Raw genomic sequence first — 17,890 nt, 5'->3', positions numbered from 1 at the left:
TGCGTTTGCTTGACTATCGCCACCTTGCGCTGCTCCTCGGGGGACGGATCAATGAGCAACCTGGCCGGCAAAGCCTATGGCATGAACGTCGTCACGCCGATGCGGCCTCGTGTGACGTGGATCAACAATTTCCTGTTCATGATGTCGCGGGCGCTTCCGGCGACGCTGTCGGGATTGTTGGGCCTGGGCTTCATTCATTTCGCGCGCTGGGTCATCATCCGCCGCGACCAATGGCCGCAGCTGGGCCAGCCGCCCGCCAAACTGGCCAACGATTACATGCTGTTCTGCAGCAACTTTAATGGCACCTGGGACCAGTATATCGACGCCTTCGCCGACGGCATTCCGGGCGGGCTCGACCTGTTCTGGTATTCCAGCACCAAATATCCCAATTCGATCCCGATCACGCCGTTCAAGAACTATATCCGCGCCAATCAGGTCGACACCAATTATTACTATAACGCGACGCCGGGCAGCGGGCAGCGCGACATCAAGCTGGCGCTCAAGCTGTCGCACGATCTCGCCGCGATCGCCGCCCAGGCGGGGGCATGGGACGATGCTGCGCTGGCCGCGGCCTATGCGCGGCTGCTGATCTCGAACCAGGGCGGGATGGGCTCGCCGGGCTATGCGCCGGTCGCGAGCTGCGACACTGCCGCCGCCGACCGCAACCGCGCCGATGCCGAATTGGGCCTATGGGCCGAAGGCGGCAGCGGCCCAATCGAGGCCGAGCGCGCGCTGCATCCGGTGTCGAAGGAAGTGGTCATCGCGTCGAGTGCGAACCAGGACGAAGGCGCCAAGGCCGCGGTCCGCGCCACGGTTGCCGCCACGCTCGGCTCGCCGCCGCATAGCGACGAAGCGCCCAAGACGGCCGAACCGCCACCCGCACCTCCCGCCGCCAAAAGCGAGGAGACGCCCAATGGCTAATATCGACGTCAGCACCTATTTCTTCACCGCCGCCGTGCCGGTGTGCGACGAAGGCATCGTCGAGCATCGCAGCCTCAAGGGCGAGAAGGGAGTCATCAAGAGCTCGCCCATCCATGTCGTGCGCGAAGTGCTGGAGACCTTGCCGACCGCGCTGCAATCGCATGCGACTGAGGAAATCGGACTCAACAGCCCCTTCTCGCGCAATCTGCGCACGCATTTCACGCGGCTGGTGATTCTCGACCAGCCCTATTTCAACGGCCGCGACCACAGCAACGCGCTGGTCGACGCGGTTCGGGGCACCAACCTGCTCGATCCCCAGCCGGTCGACCAGATCCCCTGCCCCTACATCCTCTGGACGATCGATTTCGACCTGCCCGATCCCAGCGGCGCCGGCGAGCCGCGCCGCTATTTCGAGGAGTTGTGGGGCCAGATGGAGCCCGAGCTGCGGTCGATCTTCCAATATTGCTACGGCTTCGACAAGGTCGCCGACGCGGCTGCCTTCGCAACCTATATGATCGGCTGCCAGATCGAAACGACGATGCCGTTCCATGACTATTGGTACGTGCCGCCCAAGCTCCATCCGATCTCGACCACCGGCCTCGCGCTGCTTCCGGGCGCCGGCATCCTGATGCTGCTGGCGTCGCTGGCCGCCTGCTTCCTGCGCTGGACCGGCTGGCAATGGGCCGCGGATTTCGCGAATTGGAGCGGCTGGAGCTGGATGCCCTGGGCGGGGCTAGCACTGCTGATCCTCGGCCTGATCGTCGATTATTATTGGGTGCTGTGGAAGGGCAGGCAGCCCTACCCCGCCTCCCCCGGCGCCGATCTGCGCAACGTGCTGAAGGGCCTGTATCTGCAACAGGCCTTCACTCGCTTCGCGATCGAGCAGCAGCGCCGCGATCCCGCCACCTGGGGCGCCGAATTCCGCAAGTTCCTCAACGCCACCAAACCCGCGGATCTGGACGGGCCCACCCAGCCTGCCGGCGTGATCCGCAGCAAGCTGCCGGGAGACGCGGCATGACCAACGCCGCCAACACCGCGCCGGCCGCGACGCTGCTCGATCTCGCCGATATCCAGGGCGGCATCCTGCGCACTTATGGCGACGGCTTTCCCAAGGGGCGCAATTTCTATTTGACTGTGCGCGATGCGCGGAAGGGCCGCGCCTTTGTCGAGGCGCTGCGGCCCAAGATCACCACCGCCGCGCGCTGGAAGGATCCGAACCGCGAAGAGCCGCTGCTGCGCACCCGCAATCCGCGCGTGAAGGACATTGCCCGTGCCGAGGGCGAGCCCGACTATCCCGGCCGCGTCCAGTTGCTGAAGCCCAAGGTGACGCTGAACATCGGCTTCACCTTCCTGGGGCTGCTCGCGCTCGGCGTGCCGACCCGGACGCTGCGCGGCATGCCCGACGATTTCATCGACGGGATGGAGGCGCGCGCCGCCCTGCTCGGCGACGATCCCTTCCTCGACAAGCGCGACGCGGTGTGGCGCGATTCCAAGGGCGACAAGCGGGTCCACATCCTGCTGACGCTCTATGCCCAGCAGAACCCCGACGGCACTGCCTGCACCGAGCTGCAGGCCGAGACCGACGCGATCATTGCCTTGTGCGACAAGCTGGGCGGCGGCGTGGTGCTGCTCGACGGGGTGGGGCCGCACAATGCCAAGTGGCAGGACCTGTCCGCAGTGATGCGCCAGGACGGCGACCGGTGCTGGCCGACCAACAAGGAGCATTTCGGGCTCTCGGACGGCTTTGGCGACCCGGTCTTTTCGGGCCAATTCTCGGGCGAGGCGGAGCGCGTGCGCGTCGCGGGCGGCGGCAAGCTGATGGCGGACGGCAGCTGGCAGCCGCTGGCCACCGGCGAGTTCCTGCTCGGCTATCCCGACGAGGCACAGGAGATTCCCGGCGCCGCGATGCCGATCGCGTTCAGCCGCAATGGCACCTTCATGGCCTATCGCAAACTGCACGAGGCGGTCGGCACCTTCCACGCTTATCTCGACGAGCAGGCCCAGCGCTACGCCCAGATCCACCAGGTGCCCCATGCCGAGGCAGTGGAGACGATCAAGGCCAAGATGGTCGGCCGCTGGGAAGACGGCGTGCCGCTGATGGTCGCGCCGACCTTCGCCGACTGGCAGCGCTTCAAGGCCGAGCTCGACAAGGCGCGCGCCGACAAGGACAAGGCCAAGCTGGCCGAGATCGCGCTGAAATTCACCAACTTCATCTACGCGTCCGATCCGGCGGGCGCGAAATGCCCGGTCACTTCGCATCTGCGCCGCGCCAATCCGCGCGACACGCTGGGGCCGACCTTCGCCGCCAACGGCACCTCGAAAGACGGCAGCGCGATCATCAACCGCAGGCGGATCCTGCGCCGCGGCCTACCCTACGGCCAGTATGACGCCCATGCCCCCGCCGATGACGGCGACCACGGCATCATCTTCATGGCGATCTGCACCAATCTCTTCCGCCAGTTCGAGTTCGTGCAGCAGCAATGGATGCAATACGGCCTCGATTTCAACGCGGGCAGCGACACTTGCCCGGTGATCGGCAATCATGCCGAGAAGGACGCGCCCAAGCTGGTGATCCCGGCCGACCCCGAGGCCGGGAGGTTGCCCTTCATCTGCGACCGGATCCCTCAGCTCGTCGAGCCGCGCGGCGGGGATTATTTCTTCCTCCCCAGCATGACCGCGCTGCGGATGATCGCGATGGGTATCATCGACCCTACCTGATCGAAATGTCCGCATTCCGGCACCCCGTCGACACGCCAGCGGTCGCCGGCCGGGCCCCGCATACCGGCTTGGTCGCCGATCGAAGCGAAGCGATCCGCTGTCGGGTAAAGGTTGGCATCCGATCGTCGCAGTGGTCGACATGCGCGCGAAAGATGCGCGGACGACCGCAGCCTCTAAGGATCGCCGCATTGCCGGCGAGCGGGGTGGCATGGTCGCCCCGCTTCACTGAAGTTCTAACGATCGATCATTCAATCGGCGCACCGCCGTCGACAGTGACACCGGACAGAATCACCGGCGAATTGCCTGGCGTGATCTACGGCGCCAGCAGATTGCCTTCCTGGAAAGAGTCTTCGGGCACGTCTTCCTTGGGAATATAGCGCGTCACCCATGCCGGCTTGCCCGCGAGCGAAAGCTCGATGTCCGGCACTCCGATGGGATCGCTGCCCGTTTCAACCCAACCGGCTCCGAAGCATCGCCCGCAAATCGCGCGTTTGCAGCGGAAGCTGACCAGATCGATCTCGCTGTTCCATTCGCCATGTCCGCGACAAATGGGACACTCCGCATCGAGAGACCCATTTCTCGGCTTGAGCGGAATGATGTCGAACGCATGCGGGGCGTCCGGTCCGGATGGATGGACGATGTTGCTCGCGTGCGCCATGGCTCGCTCAACGTACGGCGCAGCAGCGAGGTCCCACCCCGACGCTATCCCCGTTCAGATCGGCGCCAGACTTTTGCCGGCCAGTCGTGCCCAAGATGCGTGAGCCCTGCACGGAAACTACGCCTCCGAGGCAGAAAGGATTGCCGGCAATAACGCGAAAACCCCACGCACGCGCGGCTAAGATTCGTTGCGAATCCGTTTCAATCTGTCTCATTCGCTATGGACTCGAAGTCATCGGCGAGTAACCTCGGGTCGTTACGCTTTAAATCAACATCGAGTCGTGCAGGGATTAGTGCCATCTTTGTTATAAGACGGCGCTTATCGCCAGCGTTGTGAGAAAATACTAGAATTTTCAAGGACGTGCTTGCCACATTGCAGCACGCCGAAGTCATCCACAATGCCCATTTGTATTTCTATCTTTCAATTGCTGCGCTGCGATAAGGGGATACCGACATGCCTACCTATACCGGCAATAACGGCAACAACACGATCAACGGCTCCAACGGCAACGATATCATCTACGGCCTTGGCGGGAACGACAATCTCTTTGGCCGCGGCGGAAACGACACCATCTATGGTGGCGCCGGTAACGACCATATCGAAGGCAATGACGGCAATGACACGCTGAACGGTGAAGATGGCAATGACGACATCTTCGGCGGCGCGGGAAACGACACGATCAGCGGCGGCGCGGGCACCGACACGCTGTATGGCGACTCTAACGATGACACGCTGAGCGGCGGAACCGGCAATGACGAATTGCACGGCGGCACCGGCAACGACACGCTGTACGGCGACGACGGCAACGACGTCCTGAACGGCGGCACCGGCTTCGACACGCTCTATGGCGGCAATGGCGTGGACACGCTCGACGGCGGTGCCGACGACGATCAGCTCTCGGGCGGGGCGGGCAACGACGTGCTCATCGGCGGCGACGGCAACGACCAGCTCGACGGCGGCGACAATGACGACCAGCTCTCTGGCGGCAACGGCAATGACGTCCTGAGCGGCGGCAACGGCAACGACCGGCTGACCGGCGGTGCCGGGCTCGATTATATCGATGGCGGCGCGGGCACCGATACCGCGGTCTATTCGGGATCGCTCGCCGACTATACGATCTATCGCCTCGGCCCGATCACCGGCATGGTCCATAATGGTGCCGGCGGCCCGGGATCGGGTGCGGACGGTGCCGACCTGCTGGTCTCGGTCGAGCGGCTGCAATTCGCCGACGTCACGATCGACCTCACCGGCAACAACGCGCCGATCGCGTCCAACGACGCCGTCGCGCTCAGCGAGGATGCGGGCAGCTACAATAGCGGCACCGCGAGCGTGCTCGACAATGATTTCGACTTCGACGGCGACACCCTCACCGTCACCCCGGGCGTGTTCAACGGCACCTATGGCACGCTGACGCTCAACGCCAACGGCACCTATAATTACGTGCTCAACGCCAATGCGCAGGCGCTCGCCCAAGGCCAGGTCGCGCAGGACAGCTTCACTTATACCGCGTCGGACGGCAGCGCCTCGGACACCGCCAACCTCGTCTTCACGATCACCGGTAACAACGACGCCCCCGTCGCGCATCCGGACACCGCGACGACCACCGAGAATGCCGCGGTGCTGATCAACGTCCGCGCCAACGACACCGATGTCGACAATGGCGCGGTGCTCACCGTCACCTCGGCCTCGGCACCCGCCGGCCAGGGCAGCGCGACGGCGGTGTCCAACCAGGTCCGCTTCGATCCAGGCAGCGACTTCAACCACCTTGGCGCCGGCGAGACCGCGACCGTCACGGTCAACTACACGATCGCCGACCAGTTCGGCGCGACTTCGGCCTCGACCGCGACGGTCACCGTCACCGGCACCAATGACGGCCCGGTGATCGACGCCGGCGGGACCGACGCCGAGGGCGAGGTCCACGAACTGTTCGATGGCGATCCGGCCGAGAACGCCTTCACGCATGAGGATAGCGGCGAGATCGCGTTCAGCGACGCAGATCTCAGCGACACGCATAGCGCCAGCTTCGTGCCGCAGGACAGCGGCTATGTGGGCACCTTCACGCTCGATCCGGTCAACCAGGCCGGCGACACGGTCGGCTGGCATTTCGCCGTCGACGACAGCGCGATCGACTTCCTGGCCGAAGGCGAGACGCTGACCCAGGTCTACACGGTCACGGTGAATGACGGCCATGGCGGCACCGCGACGCAGGACGTCACCGTCACCATCACCGGCGAGAACGATGCGCCGGCGATCGACGCGGGCGAGACCGATGCCCAGGGCGAGATCCACGAATTGTTCGACGGTGACCCGAGCGAGAATGCCTTCACCCACGAGGACAGCGGCGACATCGCCTTCGACGATCCCGATCTCAGCGACACCCACAGCGCGAGCTTCGTGCCCGAAGGCAGCGGCTATCTCGGCACCTTCAGCCTCGATCCGGTCAATCAGGCCGGCGACACCGTCGGCTGGAACTTCGCCGTCGACGACAGTGCCATCGACTTCCTCGCCGAGGGCGAGACGCGCACCCAGACCTATGCCGTCACCGTCGACGACGGCCATGGCGGCACCGCGACGCAGGACGTCACGGTGACGATCACCGGCGAGAATGACGGGCCCGTGATCGACGCCGGCGGAACCGACGCCGGCGGCGAGATCCACGAGCTGTTCGACGGCGATCCCAGCGAGAACGCCTTCACTCATGAGGATAGCGGCGACATCGCGTTCGCCGACGCTGACCTAAGCGACACCCATAGCGCCAGCTTCGTGCCCGAAGGCGCCGGCTATCTCGGCACCTTCAGCCTCGATCCGGTCAACCAGGCCGGCGACACCGTCGGCTGGAACTTCGCGGTCGAGGACAGCGCCATCGACTTCCTCGCCGAGGGCGAGACGCGCACCCAGACCTATGCCGTCACCGTCGACGACGGCCATGGCGGTACCGCGACTCAGGATGTCACCGTCACGATCACCGGCGAGAACGATGCGCCGGTGATCGACACGAGCGAGACCGATGCCGAAGGCGAGATCCACGAACTGTTCAACGGCGACCCCGCCGAGAATGCCTTCACCCATGAGGACAGCGGCGACATTGCGTTCGACGACGCCGACCTCAGCGACACCCACAGCGCCAGCTTCGCCCCGCAGGACAGCGGCTATCTCGGGACCTTCACGCTCGACCCTGTCAACCAGGCCGGCGACACCGTCGGCTGGCACTTCGCAGTCGAGGACAGCGCGATCGACTTCCTAGACGAGGGCGAGACGCTGACCCAGGTCTATACCGTCACGGTCGACGACGGCCATGGCGGTACCGCGACGCAGGACGTCACGATCACGATCACCGGCGAGGCCGACAACCTGCCGCCCGACGCAGTCGACGACAGCTATACCATCCCGGGCAACGTCACGCTCACCGTCGACGCCAATGACGGCGTGCTCGCCAACGACAGCGACGATAATGGCGTCGGCACCGGCCCGGGCGAGGCCTCGGTCACGGCGTTCGACGCGACTTCGGCCAATGGCGGCGTGGTGACCGTCAACCCCGACGGCTCGTTCAGCTACGAGCCCCCCGCCGGGTTCAGCGGCGCCGACAGCTTCACCTACACGCTCACCGATGCCGACGGCGAAAGCGACACCGCGACGGTGACGATCAATGTCGGCGCCAACGCCGTGTGGTTCATCGACAATGCCGCGGCGGACAGCGCCAATCTCGGCACCCAGGCCGACCCGTTCACGTCGCTCGCCGCGTTCAACGCGGCGCAGGGCACCGCCGACGGTCCCGCCGTCGGCGACACCATCTATCTGCGCGAAGGCCTGGGCACCTATGCCGAAGCCGACGGCGTCAACCTGCTCGACGGCCAGACGCTGATCGGCGGCGGGCAGGACCTGGTGATCGGCGCCGAGACGATCGAGCAGGGCACCGGCCGCCCGACGATCGTCACCACCGGCGGCACCAATAACGGCGTCGACCTCGCCCAGAACAACCATGTCGCGGGCTTCGACATCGGCGATACCACCGGCGCCGGCCTTGCCGACAGCGGCGGCACCGTCGGCAGCCTCAGCGTCAGCGACGTTGGCAAGTCCGGCGCCGGCCAGATCGTCGATATCGACCAAGGCGGCACGCTGAACGTCACCCTCAACAGCGCGGCGTCGACCGCCTCGACCGGCGGCGCGATCGACCTCGCCGGCGTGGGCGGCAGCTTCACCGTGACCGGCGCGACGACGATCATCGGCGCGCATAGCGGCGGTGGCATCGACATCACCGGATCGTCGCTCAGCGCGACCTTCGCCGGCGGCGGCACCGTCGCGACCGCGACCACAACGGCAGTCAATTTCGTCGGCAACAGCGGCGCGCTCGCGCTCGGCGCCGGGTTCGACATCGCCACCACCACCGGCACCGGGCTCAACGCCAGCGGTGGCGGCACCGTCACTGCGACCGGCGCGGGCAACGACGTCAGCGCGGCGGGCGGCGTCGCGATCAGCGTCATCGGCACGGCGATAGGCGCGGACGACCTCACCTTCGACAGCGTCTCGGCCAATGGCGGGTCCTACGGCATCCGTCTCAACGGCACCGGCGCCGATGGCGGGCTGCACGTCACCGGGCTCGGCACCACCGACGGCTCGGGCGGCACCATCCAGAATATCGGTATCCGCGGGATCGAAGCGATCAACACCGCCGAACTCGAACTGGGCAATCTGGCGCTGACCAATGCCAATACGGTCAACGGCAGTTCGAGCGATCTCGACCTCAGCGCCTCCAACGCCGCGATCTATCTGCGCGGCGTCGCCGGCGCGGCGCTGGACAATGTCGACATCAACGGCGCCGCCGACACCGGCATTGTCGGCATCAACGTCGCCGATTTTACGATGGACGCGAGCTCGATTACCCAGGCGGGCAACGCGCCCGACGAAAGCGGGATCGAGTTCATCAACCTGTCGGGCAATTCTTCGATCTCGAACAGCGAGATCTCGTTCTCGGAGACCAACAGCCTCGACGTGGTCAATACCGACGTGAACCTCAACCTGGTCCTCGACAACGTCACCTTCCGCGACAGCCAGACGACGGAGACCGGTGGCCCGGCCAACCCCAATGGCGAGGGCGGCTTCCAGTTCCGCAGCTTCAGCACTGCGGCGGGCGCGCCGGTTACCAACATCCACATCGTCGACAGCGACTTCGTCCGGCTCAGCACTCAGGCGATCCAGGTCATCGGCAACGACGACAGCGTGCTAAGCGTCGACATCCTCAACAACCAGATCGACAGTCAGGCCGATATCGGCGTCGGCATCGACCTTAATGCCGGCGGCACGTCGCAATTCGCGTTCAACGTCCTCGACAATGTCATCCAGAGCCGCGGCGGCAACGCCGTCAACGTCACCAGCTTTGGCGGCGCCGATCTCGAGGGGCGGATCAACGACAACGCGATCACCGCAAACGGCATCGGCTCGGGCATCCGCATCCTTACCCAGGACACCGGCACTACTGCGATTGTCGAGGCGCGCGACAATCAAATCGTGATGGGCGCGGGCAATGGCAGCTCGGCGGTCGACGTCCAGGCGCGGTTCGGCGATGCCCGGCTCGACCTCACGCTCGACAACAACACGCTCGACTCGGACCCGAATGCGATCGCCGACATCAACATCGCAGCCGGTTCCTCGTCCGCGGGCGAGACCGCCAGTGTCTATGCCAACATCATCAACAACGACGTGCTCGCCGGCGGCCCGACCAATTTGCTGCGGCTGCGCACTGCGGATCTCAACACCACCTCCGATCCGCGAATCTTCCTCCAGGGCTTTGTCGAGGGCGGCCCTGGCCTCGACGACGACGCGGTCGCGACGTGGAATGCCAACGGAAACACCCCCGTCGCCACGCCGGCGAACATCGCCGTGAGCCAGACCGCCGGCGCTACCGCGCCGAGCGCGGGAACTGCCCTGGTACCGGACAACCCGGCGCCGTCGGGGTTCGCAGCATTCGACTCCGACGACCACCTGCTGCTGTTCCTCGACCAGCCCGCGCGCATCGCCTTCACGGACAGTTTCGTCGCGACCGGCGATGCGTCGTTCAGCTGGAGTGACCCCGTCAGCGACGTGGCGCACTACCATTATCAAGAGGCGCTATTCTGAAGGCGCCGGAGGCCGTCTCTCAGCTGTCCCGAGCGCAGCGGCACATGCCGCGATCGCTCGGGAGAAGCCTCGGGTCGTTCAGCCCTGCGCGGTGAAATGCGCGCTGAGGTCGAAGCGGTCGCCGTCGAACGTGGTTCGGACATAGGTGATCGCTTCGGCCTCGCGCCACGTCCAGCGCTCGAGCACGAGGCACGGCCGGCCTGCCTCCAGCTCGAGCGCGTCGGCCATATCGCCCGCGGGCGCTGCGGTGATGCGGTGCTCGGCCTCGGTCCATGGCACGTGCGCGAGCAGCCAGCTTCCCGGCGGCGTCGCGGCGAAGTCGGCAGCGCGCGCTTCAGGCACCGCGGCGAGGTTGATCAACCGCGCCTCCACCGCGAAGGGCCGCTGGTCGGCGAGATGCACGCAGCGAAGCGACAGCACTTCGCGGCCTACGGGCAATCGCAGCGACAGGGCTTCCGAATCGCCCGCGGAGTGCGCGCTGCGCTCCACCAGCTGCAGCGCATAGGCGTGCCCGCGCTTTTCGATCTCCTCGCGGATATCGGGAATCTGCAGCGCCGCCATGTGGATCCGCGGCCGCGTCACGAACGAGCCGCGCCGCCGCTGGCGCGCGATCAGCCCCGCGCTCGCCAGCGCCGACAGCGCCTTGTTCACCGTCATCCGCGAGCAGCCATATTCGGCCATCAGCTCGTGCTCGAACGGGATGCGGTCCCCCGGGCGCAGCGCCCCCGACATGATCCGCCCCTCGATCGCGCTGCGGATGGCCTGGTAGAGCGGACGCATCTCGCTCACGCGATCCCGAGCCCCGCCAGCGCCACACCATAGCGCCGCACGACCGCTTCACGCGCGACATGCCGCCCGCCCCGCACCCATTGCCGCCCGCCGCTCCACACCCCGTCTATCATCCCGCCGCCATTGGCGAAGACGAAGGCGTCGAGCAATGCGTCGCCGCTGCGCCCCGCCAGATTGGGGTGCGCGAGGTCGAGCGTCACGAAATCGGCGCGCGCACCCGCCGCAAGCCCGCTTTCGCCAGCGCCCAGTGCCAGCGCCCCGCCGCGCCGCGCCGCATCGAACAGCGCCCGTCCGGTCGACGGACAGTCCGCACTCGCGAGCAGATTGCGCCCGTGACGCGCCAGCCGCTGCGAATATTCGAGGCTGCGCAGCTCCTGCGCCAACTCGATCAGCACGTTTGAATCCGATCCCACCCCGAAGCGTCCGCCCGCGGCGAGCAACTCGGCTGCAGGGAAGATACCGTCGCCCAGATTGGCTTCGGTGATAGGGCATAGTCCGACCACGGCGCCGCTTCGCCTGATGGCGTCGAGCTCCGTCGGCGTGACGTGCGTCGCATGGACGAGGCACCAGCGCGCATCGACCGGCGCATTGGCGAGCAGCCACTCGACCGGCCGCGCGCCGCTGTGGCGCAGACAATCGGTCACTTCGCCGATCTGTTCGGCGACATGGATATGCACCGGGCCGCCGCCGACCGCGAGCGCGGCATAGAGCCCCTCGGCGGTGACCGCGCGCAGGCTGTGCGGCGCGACGCCGACCTGGGCATCGGCCAGCCCCGACACCGCCGCGCGCGATGCCTCGACCAGCCGCGCATAGCCGTCGGCATCGTGGACGAAGCGCCGTTGCTCCGGCTTCGGCGCCGCTCCGCCGAACCCCGAGGTCATGTACAGCACGGGCAGCAGGGTCAGCGCGATCCCGGTCTCCGCCGCCGCGGCGGCAAGCCGGGCGCCCATCTCCGCCGGATTGGCGAACGGCGTGCCGTCGCGATCGTGGTGGACGTAATGGAACTCGCCGACCCGCACGAACCCCGCCTCGAGCATCTCGACAAAGGCGAGTGCGGCAATCGCCTCGAGTTCGTCGGGCCCGATCGCATTGGCGAAGCGGTACATCAGGTCGCGCCACGTCCAGAAGCTGTCCGTACTCGGCCCGCGCCGCTCGGCCATCCCCGCCATGCCGCGCTGGAAGGCGTGGCTGTGCAGATTGGCGATGCCCGGCAGCGCGACGCGGTGGCGTTCGTCGCCCGCTTCGGGCTCGGCATCGGGCGTCACCGCAATGATCCGCCCGCCCTCGGCGGTCACGCGAACCCGGTCGGCCCACCCGTCCGCCAGCAACGCCGTCTCGAACCACCAGCCCTGCATCGCGACCTCCCGCACCGTCCCGCCGACAAATGTATAGACATTTTATCCGGCATCCTAGAGGATCGATCGCGGTCGCGAGGAGGACATGTGCGCGTCGAGCAGCTATGGAGCAACGCCAGACTGGCCACGCTGCGCGGCGACCTGCCCGGGCTCGGCGTGGTCGAGGACGGCCTGCTCGCCACACGCGATGATCGTATCGTTTACGCTGGTCCGCGCGCCGACGCCCCGGCGTTCGAGGCCGAAATCACCCACGATTGCGCCGGCCGCTGGATCACGCCCGGGCTGATCGACTGCCACACGCATCTCGTCCACGCCGGCAACCGCGCGCACGAATTCCAGCTGCGGCTCGAAGGCGCGAGCTACGAACAAATCGCCCGCGCCGGCGGCGGTATCGTCTCGACGATGCAGGCGACCCGCGCCGCGAGCCGGGAGCAGCTCGTTGCCGAGGCCCTGCCCCGCCTCGACGCGATGCTGGCCGAGGGCGTGACCACCATCGAGATCAAGTCGGGCTACGGCCTGTCGCAGACCGACGAGTTCAAGATGCTCGAAGCCGCGCGCGCGCTCGGCGAAGCGCGCGCCGTCAACGTCGCGACCACCTTTCTCGGCGCGCATGCCCTGCCGCCCGAATTCGCCGGCGACGCCGACGGCTATGTCGCCCAGGTCTGCGAGCGCATGATCCCCGCCCTTGCCGGCCGCGCCGATGCGGTCGACGCGTTCTGCGAGGGCATCGGCTTCAGCGCGGCACAGGTCCGCCGCGTGTTCGAAGCCGCCGCCGCGCGCGGCCTGCCGGTCAAGCTGCATGCCGAGCAGCTCTCGAACTTGCAGGGCGCCGCGCTTGCCGCCGAGTTCTGCGCGCTCTCCGCCGATCATCTCGAGCATCTCGACCAGCCCGGCGTCGAGGCGATGGCCAAGTCCGGCACCGTTGCCGTCCTCCTCCCCGGTGCCTTCTATTTCACCCGCGAGACCCGCTCCCCGCCGATCGACGCACTCCGCGCAGCCGGCGTCCCGATCGCGGTGGCGACCGACTGCAACCCCGGAACTTCGCCGCTCACCTCGCCGCTGCTCGCGATGAACATGGCCGCGACTCTGTTCCGCCTCACCGTCGACGAGTGCATCGCCGGCATGACCCGCGAGGCCGCCCGCGCGCTCGGCCGGCTCGACCAGGTCGGCACGCTCGAAGCCGGCAAGCGCGCCGACCTGGCGATTTGGGACATCACCGAGCCCGCCGAGCTCGTCTACCGTATCGGCTTCAACCCGCTCCACGCCCGCATTTTCGGAGGCCAGTCATGATCACGCTCGAACCCGGCGCCGTGCCGCTCGAGCAATGGCGCGCGATCTATCGCGGCGCCGGGACGCGGCTTGACTCCGCCTGCCGGCCCGCGGTCCAGCGCGCCGCCGACACGATCGCCCGGATCGCCGCCGGCGATGCCGCGGTCTACGGCGTCAACACCGGTTTCGGCCTGCTCGCCAGCATCCGCATCGAGCCCGGCGATCTCGACACGCTCCAGCGCAACCTCGTTTTGTCGCACGCCGCTGGGGTCGGCGAGCCGATGCCGCGGCCGGTTCTCCGCCTGATGATGGCGCTCAAGCTCGCCAGCCTCGGCCGCGGCGCCTCGGGGGTGCGGCTCGCGACGCTCGAACTGCTCGAAGCCATGCTCGCCGGCGACTTGCTGCCGGTGGTGCCGGCGCAAGGCTCGGTCGGCGCCTCGGGTGACCTCGCCCCGCTCGCGCACATGACCGCGGCGATGATCGGAGTCGGCGAGATCGACACCCCCGCCGGCCGCCGCCCCGCCGAAGCGGCGTTGCGCGACGCCGGGCTCGCGCCGCTCACCCTCGGTCCCAAGGAAGGGCTGGCGCTGCTCAACGGCACCCAATTCTCGACCGCTTTTGCGCTGGCCGGACTGTTCGAAGCCGAAGCGCTCCACACCGCCGCGCTCGTCGCCGGCGCGCTCTCCACCGAGGCCGCCAAAGGCTCCGACACGCCGTTCGACCCGCGCATCCACAAGTTGCGCGGTCATCGCGGGCAGCAGGAAGTCGCCGCGATGCTCCGCGCGATGATGCTCGGCTCGCCGCTCCGCGCCTCGCACCGGGACGACGACAAGCGCGTCCAGGACCCCTATTGCCTGCGCTGCCAGCCCCAGGTGATGGGCGCCGCGCTCGATCTGCTCCGCCAGGCCGCCGCCACGCTCGCCACCGAGGCCAACAGCGTCTCGGACAACCCGCTCGTCTTCCCCGACACCGGCGAGGTCCTGTCCGGCGGCAACTTCCACGCCGAGCCCGTCGCCTTCGCCGCCGACATGATCGCCATGGCGCTGTGCGAGATCGGCTCGCTGTCCGAGCGCCGGCTGGCGATGCTGGTCGATCCGGCGCTCTCGGGCCTGCCCGCCTTCCTGACGCCGCGGCCGGGGCTCAATTCGGGCTTCATGATCCCGCAGGTGACCGCCGCCGCATTGGTTTCCGAGAACAAGCAGCGGGCTTTCCCGGCCAGCGTCGATTCGATTCCGACCTCGGCCAACCAGGAGGACCATGTCTCGATGGCGGCGCACGGCGCCCGTCGGCTGATGGCGATGGCGGAGAACACGGCCAACGTCGTCGGCATCGAACTGCTCGCCGCCGCGCAGGGCTACGACTTCCACGCGCCGCTCCGCAGCAGCGACGCGATCCATGCGGTGCATGACGCGGTCCGCACCGCCGTCCCGCCGCTCGAGCATGATCGCTATTTCCACCCCGACATCGCCGCCGCGGCGCAGATCGTCCGCTCGAGCCGCCTTCAAGAGATCGCCGACGCCCATGCCATCCCAGTGCCATCGGTGACGCATGGCTGAGCCCGACTGGCTGATCGTCCGCCGCGGCGCCACGCCTTTGGTGCTCGGCATGCCGCACACTGGCACGCACATCCCCGACGAGTTGCTCCCGCGCTACGTCTCGCCGTGGCGCGCGCGCAAGGACGCCGACTGGTGGATCGACCGCCTCTACGAGTTCGCCGAAGAAATGGACGCGACGATCGTCCGCACCACGCTTTCGAGAAGCGTCATCGACGTCAATCGCGATCCATCCGGCGCCTCGCTCTACCCGGGCCAGACCACCACTGCGCTTTGCCCCACCACCACCTTTGACGGCGAGCCGCTCTACCTTCCCGGCGCAGAGCCCGACGATGCCGAGATCGCCGAGCGCCGCGACCGCTGGCTGGTCCCCTACCACGCCGCGCTGACCGAGGAACTCGCCCGCCTCCGCGATGCGCAGGGCACGGTCGTCCTCTACGACTGCCACTCGATCCGCAGCCATATGCCGCGGCTGTTCGACGGCGAGCTTCCCCAGTTCAACATCGGCACCAACCACGGCGTCACCTGCGACCCTGCGCTCGCAGCCGCGGTCGAACGTGCCTGCGCCGCCACCGGGCGCTCGCTGGTGGTCAACGGCCGCTTCCGCGGCGGCTACACCACCCGTCACCACGGCCGCCCGGACATCCATATCCACGCGATCCAGATGGAGCTCGCCTGCCGCGGCTATCTCGACGAGCCCGACGCGCCCGACGAGAGCAATTGGCCGACGCCCTGGGATCCCGACCGCGCCGCGCCGCTCGCCGCCGAGCTGCGCGACATCCTCACCGCCTGCCTCGACTGGACCCGCTCATGACCAATCGCCGCGACAATAGCCGCAGCATCCGTGCGCCCCGCGGCAGCGAGATCAGCGCCAAGAGCTGGCTCACCGAAGCGCCGCTGCGCATGCTGATGAATAATCTCGATCCCGAGGTCGCCGAAAAGCCCGAAGAGCTGATCGTCTATGGCGGCATCGGCCGCGCCGCGCGCGACTGGGAGAGCTATGACGCGATCGTCGCCAGCCTACGCCGGCTCGAGGACGACCAGACCCTGCTCATCCAGTCGGGCAAGCCGGTCGGCATCTTCCGCACCCATGCCGATGCGCCGCGCGTCCTGCTCGCCAATTCCAACCTCGTGCCGCACTGGGCGAACTGGGAGCATTTCAACGAGTTGGATCGCAAGGGCCTAATGATGTACGGCCAGATGACCGCGGGCAGCTGGATCTATATCGGCAGCCAGGGGATCGTGCAGGGCACCTACGAGACCTTCGCCGAGATGGGCCGCCAGCATTATGGCGGCAGCCTCGCCGGCCGCTGGATCCTCACCGCCGGGCTCGGCGGGATGGGCGGTGCCCAGCCGCTCGCCGCGACCATGGCCGGCGCCTCGTGCATCGCGGTCGAGTGCCAGCCCTCGCGGATCGAGATGCGGCTGCGCACCGGCTATCTCGACCACCAGGCGGGCACGATCGACGAAGCGCTCGCGATCGTCGCGGCGGCGCACGACGCCGGCAAGCCGACGTCGGTCGGCCTGCTCGGCAACGCCGCCGAAATCTATCCCGAGATGGTCCGCCGCGGCATCCGCCCCGACGCGGTCACCGACCAGACCTCGGCGCACGACCCGCGCAACGGCTATCTGCCGCTCGGCTGGACCCTCGACCAATGGGAGCGCGCCCGCGCTGACGATCCAGACGCGCTCGACAGGGCCGCGCGCGCCTCGATGGCGGTGCATGTCCGCGCCATGCTCGACTTCCACGCGCAGGGCGTGCCCACCGTCGACTATGGCAACAACATCCGCCAGATGGCCTTCGAAGAGGGCGTTACCGACGCCTTCGCCTTCCCCGGCTTCGTCCCAGCCTATATCCGCCCGCTCTTCTGCCGCGGGATCGGCCCGTTCCGCTGGGCGGCGCTGTCGGGCGATCCCGAGGACATCCGCAGGACCGATGCCAAGGTTAAGCAACTGCTTCCCGACAATGCGCATCTCCACAACTGGCTCGATATGGCGGCCGAGCGGATCCGCTTCCAGGGCCTGCCGGCGCGGATCTGCTGGGTCGGGCTCGGCGACCGTCACCGGCTCGGCCTGGCGTTCAACGAAATGGTCGCAAGCGGCGAACTCAAGGCGCCGATCGTCATCGGCCGCGACCATCTCGACAGCGGCTCGGTCGCCTCGCCCAACCGCGAGACCGAGAAGATGCAGGACGGCTCCGACGCTGTCTCCGACTGGCCGCTGCTCAACGCACTCCTTAACACCGCCAGCGGCGCGACCTGGGTGTCGCTGCATCATGGCGGCGGCGTCGGCATGGGCTTCTCGCAGCATTCCGGGATGGTGATCGTCTGCGACGGCAGCGCCGACGCCGCGCGCCGGATCGAGCGCGTGCTTTGGAACGACCCCGCCACCGGGGTGATGCGCCACGCTGATGCCGGCTATGCCATCGCGCTCGATTGCGCCCGCGAGCAGGGATTGGATCTGCCGGGGATCCTGCGCTGATCCCCCTCCCTGAAAGGGAGGGGCTAGGGGTG

12 protein-coding genes and 1 tRNA gene are annotated in these 17,890 nt (G+C 67.5%); 9 read left to right on the top strand and 4 right to left on the bottom strand.

All coding sequences use genetic code 11. The annotated features are described in order from the left end of the window. The first annotated feature begins 51 nt into the window (after positions 1–51). The 3 genes from AC3WJI_RS16445 to AC3WJI_RS16435 are packed head-to-tail and all read left to right on the top strand — an operon-like array spanning position 52 to position 3,639. A complete protein-coding gene (locus tag AC3WJI_RS16445; protein ID WP_492758361.1) occupies positions 52–921 on the top strand; it encodes a hypothetical protein in 870 nt (289 codons plus the stop codon). Continuing rightward, positions 914–1,939, top strand: a complete 1,026-nt coding sequence (locus AC3WJI_RS16440) for a hypothetical protein (protein ID WP_492758360.1) — start codon at positions 914–916, stop codon at positions 1,937–1,939. The genes AC3WJI_RS16445 and AC3WJI_RS16440 overlap by 8 nt, the downstream gene beginning before the upstream one ends. After that, positions 1,936–3,639, top strand: coding sequence for a Dyp-type peroxidase (locus AC3WJI_RS16435; RefSeq protein WP_492758359.1), 1,704 nt, complete (start codon positions 1,936–1,938; stop codon positions 3,637–3,639). Before AC3WJI_RS16440 ends, AC3WJI_RS16435 begins: the two co-directional genes overlap by 4 nt. 313 nt (positions 3,640–3,952) lie before the next feature. Here the strand turns inward: AC3WJI_RS16435 and AC3WJI_RS16430 are convergent, their stop codons facing one another. Then, complete coding sequence (locus tag AC3WJI_RS16430) at positions 3,953–4,297, bottom strand: hypothetical protein (RefSeq protein WP_492758358.1); 345 nt, start codon at positions 4,295–4,297, stop codon at positions 3,953–3,955. Between the two features lie 453 nt (positions 4,298–4,750). On the opposite strand from AC3WJI_RS16430, the gene AC3WJI_RS16425 reads away from it, so the two are divergent. Next, entirely contained in the window at positions 4,751–10,411 is a 5,661-nt protein-coding gene (locus AC3WJI_RS16425) for a VCBS domain-containing protein (RefSeq protein WP_492758357.1), read from the top strand. Between the two features lie 78 nt (positions 10,412–10,489). On the opposite strand, the gene hutC is transcribed toward AC3WJI_RS16425, so the two are convergent. Together hutC and AC3WJI_RS16415 are read right to left on the bottom strand one after the other, a co-directional pair. After that, positions 10,490–11,191 carry a histidine utilization transcriptional repressor HutC gene (gene hutC / locus AC3WJI_RS16420; RefSeq protein WP_492758375.1) on the bottom strand — a complete coding sequence of 234 codons (702 nt, stop codon included), beginning with the start codon at positions 11,189–11,191 and terminating at the stop codon, positions 10,490–10,492. A gap of 5 nt (positions 11,192–11,196) precedes the next feature. Next, a complete protein-coding gene (locus AC3WJI_RS16415) occupies positions 11,197–12,555 on the bottom strand; it encodes a formimidoylglutamate deiminase (RefSeq protein WP_492758356.1) in 1,359 nt (452 codons plus the stop codon). A gap of 87 nt (positions 12,556–12,642) precedes the next feature. Here AC3WJI_RS16415 and hutI point away from each other — a divergent pair, with 87 nt between their 5' ends. Continuing rightward, the gene (gene hutI / locus AC3WJI_RS16410; protein ID WP_492758355.1) at positions 12,643–13,845 is read left to right on the top strand and encodes an imidazolonepropionase; all 1,203 of its coding nucleotides are present in this window, start codon (positions 12,643–12,645) and stop codon (positions 13,843–13,845) included. On the opposite strand, the gene AC3WJI_RS16405 is transcribed toward hutI, so the two are convergent. After that, positions 13,791–14,825 carry a hypothetical protein gene (locus tag AC3WJI_RS16405; RefSeq protein ID WP_492758354.1) on the bottom strand — a complete coding sequence of 345 codons (1,035 nt, stop codon included), beginning with the start codon at positions 14,823–14,825 and terminating at the stop codon, positions 13,791–13,793. The two genes, hutI and AC3WJI_RS16405, sit on opposite strands and share 55 nt — an antisense overlap. A 129-nt stretch (positions 14,826–14,954) precedes the next feature. On the opposite strand from AC3WJI_RS16405, the gene AC3WJI_RS16400 reads away from it, so the two are divergent. The 4 genes from AC3WJI_RS16400 to hutU all read left to right on the top strand — a co-directional run bounded on the left by AC3WJI_RS16400 (position 14,955) and on the right by hutU (position 17,858). Next, positions 14,955–15,073, top strand: a tRNA-OTHER gene (locus AC3WJI_RS16400). 16 nt (positions 15,074–15,089) lie between these two features. Next, entirely contained in the window at positions 15,090–15,380 is a 291-nt protein-coding gene (locus AC3WJI_RS16395; protein WP_492758353.1) for an aromatic amino acid lyase, read from the top strand. Continuing rightward, positions 15,373–16,191: an N-formylglutamate deformylase gene (gene hutG / locus AC3WJI_RS16390; RefSeq protein ID WP_492758352.1), complete on the top strand. Its 819-nt coding sequence runs from the start codon at positions 15,373–15,375 to the stop codon at positions 16,189–16,191. Before AC3WJI_RS16395 ends, hutG begins: the two co-directional genes overlap by 8 nt. After that, positions 16,188–17,858 (top strand): urocanate hydratase, encoded by a 1,671-nt coding sequence (gene hutU / locus AC3WJI_RS16385; RefSeq protein ID WP_492758351.1) that lies wholly within the window; start codon positions 16,188–16,190, stop codon positions 17,856–17,858. Before hutG ends, hutU begins: the two co-directional genes overlap by 4 nt. Positions 17,859–17,890 lie beyond the last annotated feature (32 nt).

Source organism: Sphingomonas sp. FW306-1B-B10E (assembly GCF_058782005.1).
The sequence above is the reverse complement of the archived record's forward strand: the minus strand, read 5'-3'. Positions and strand labels throughout refer to the sequence as shown.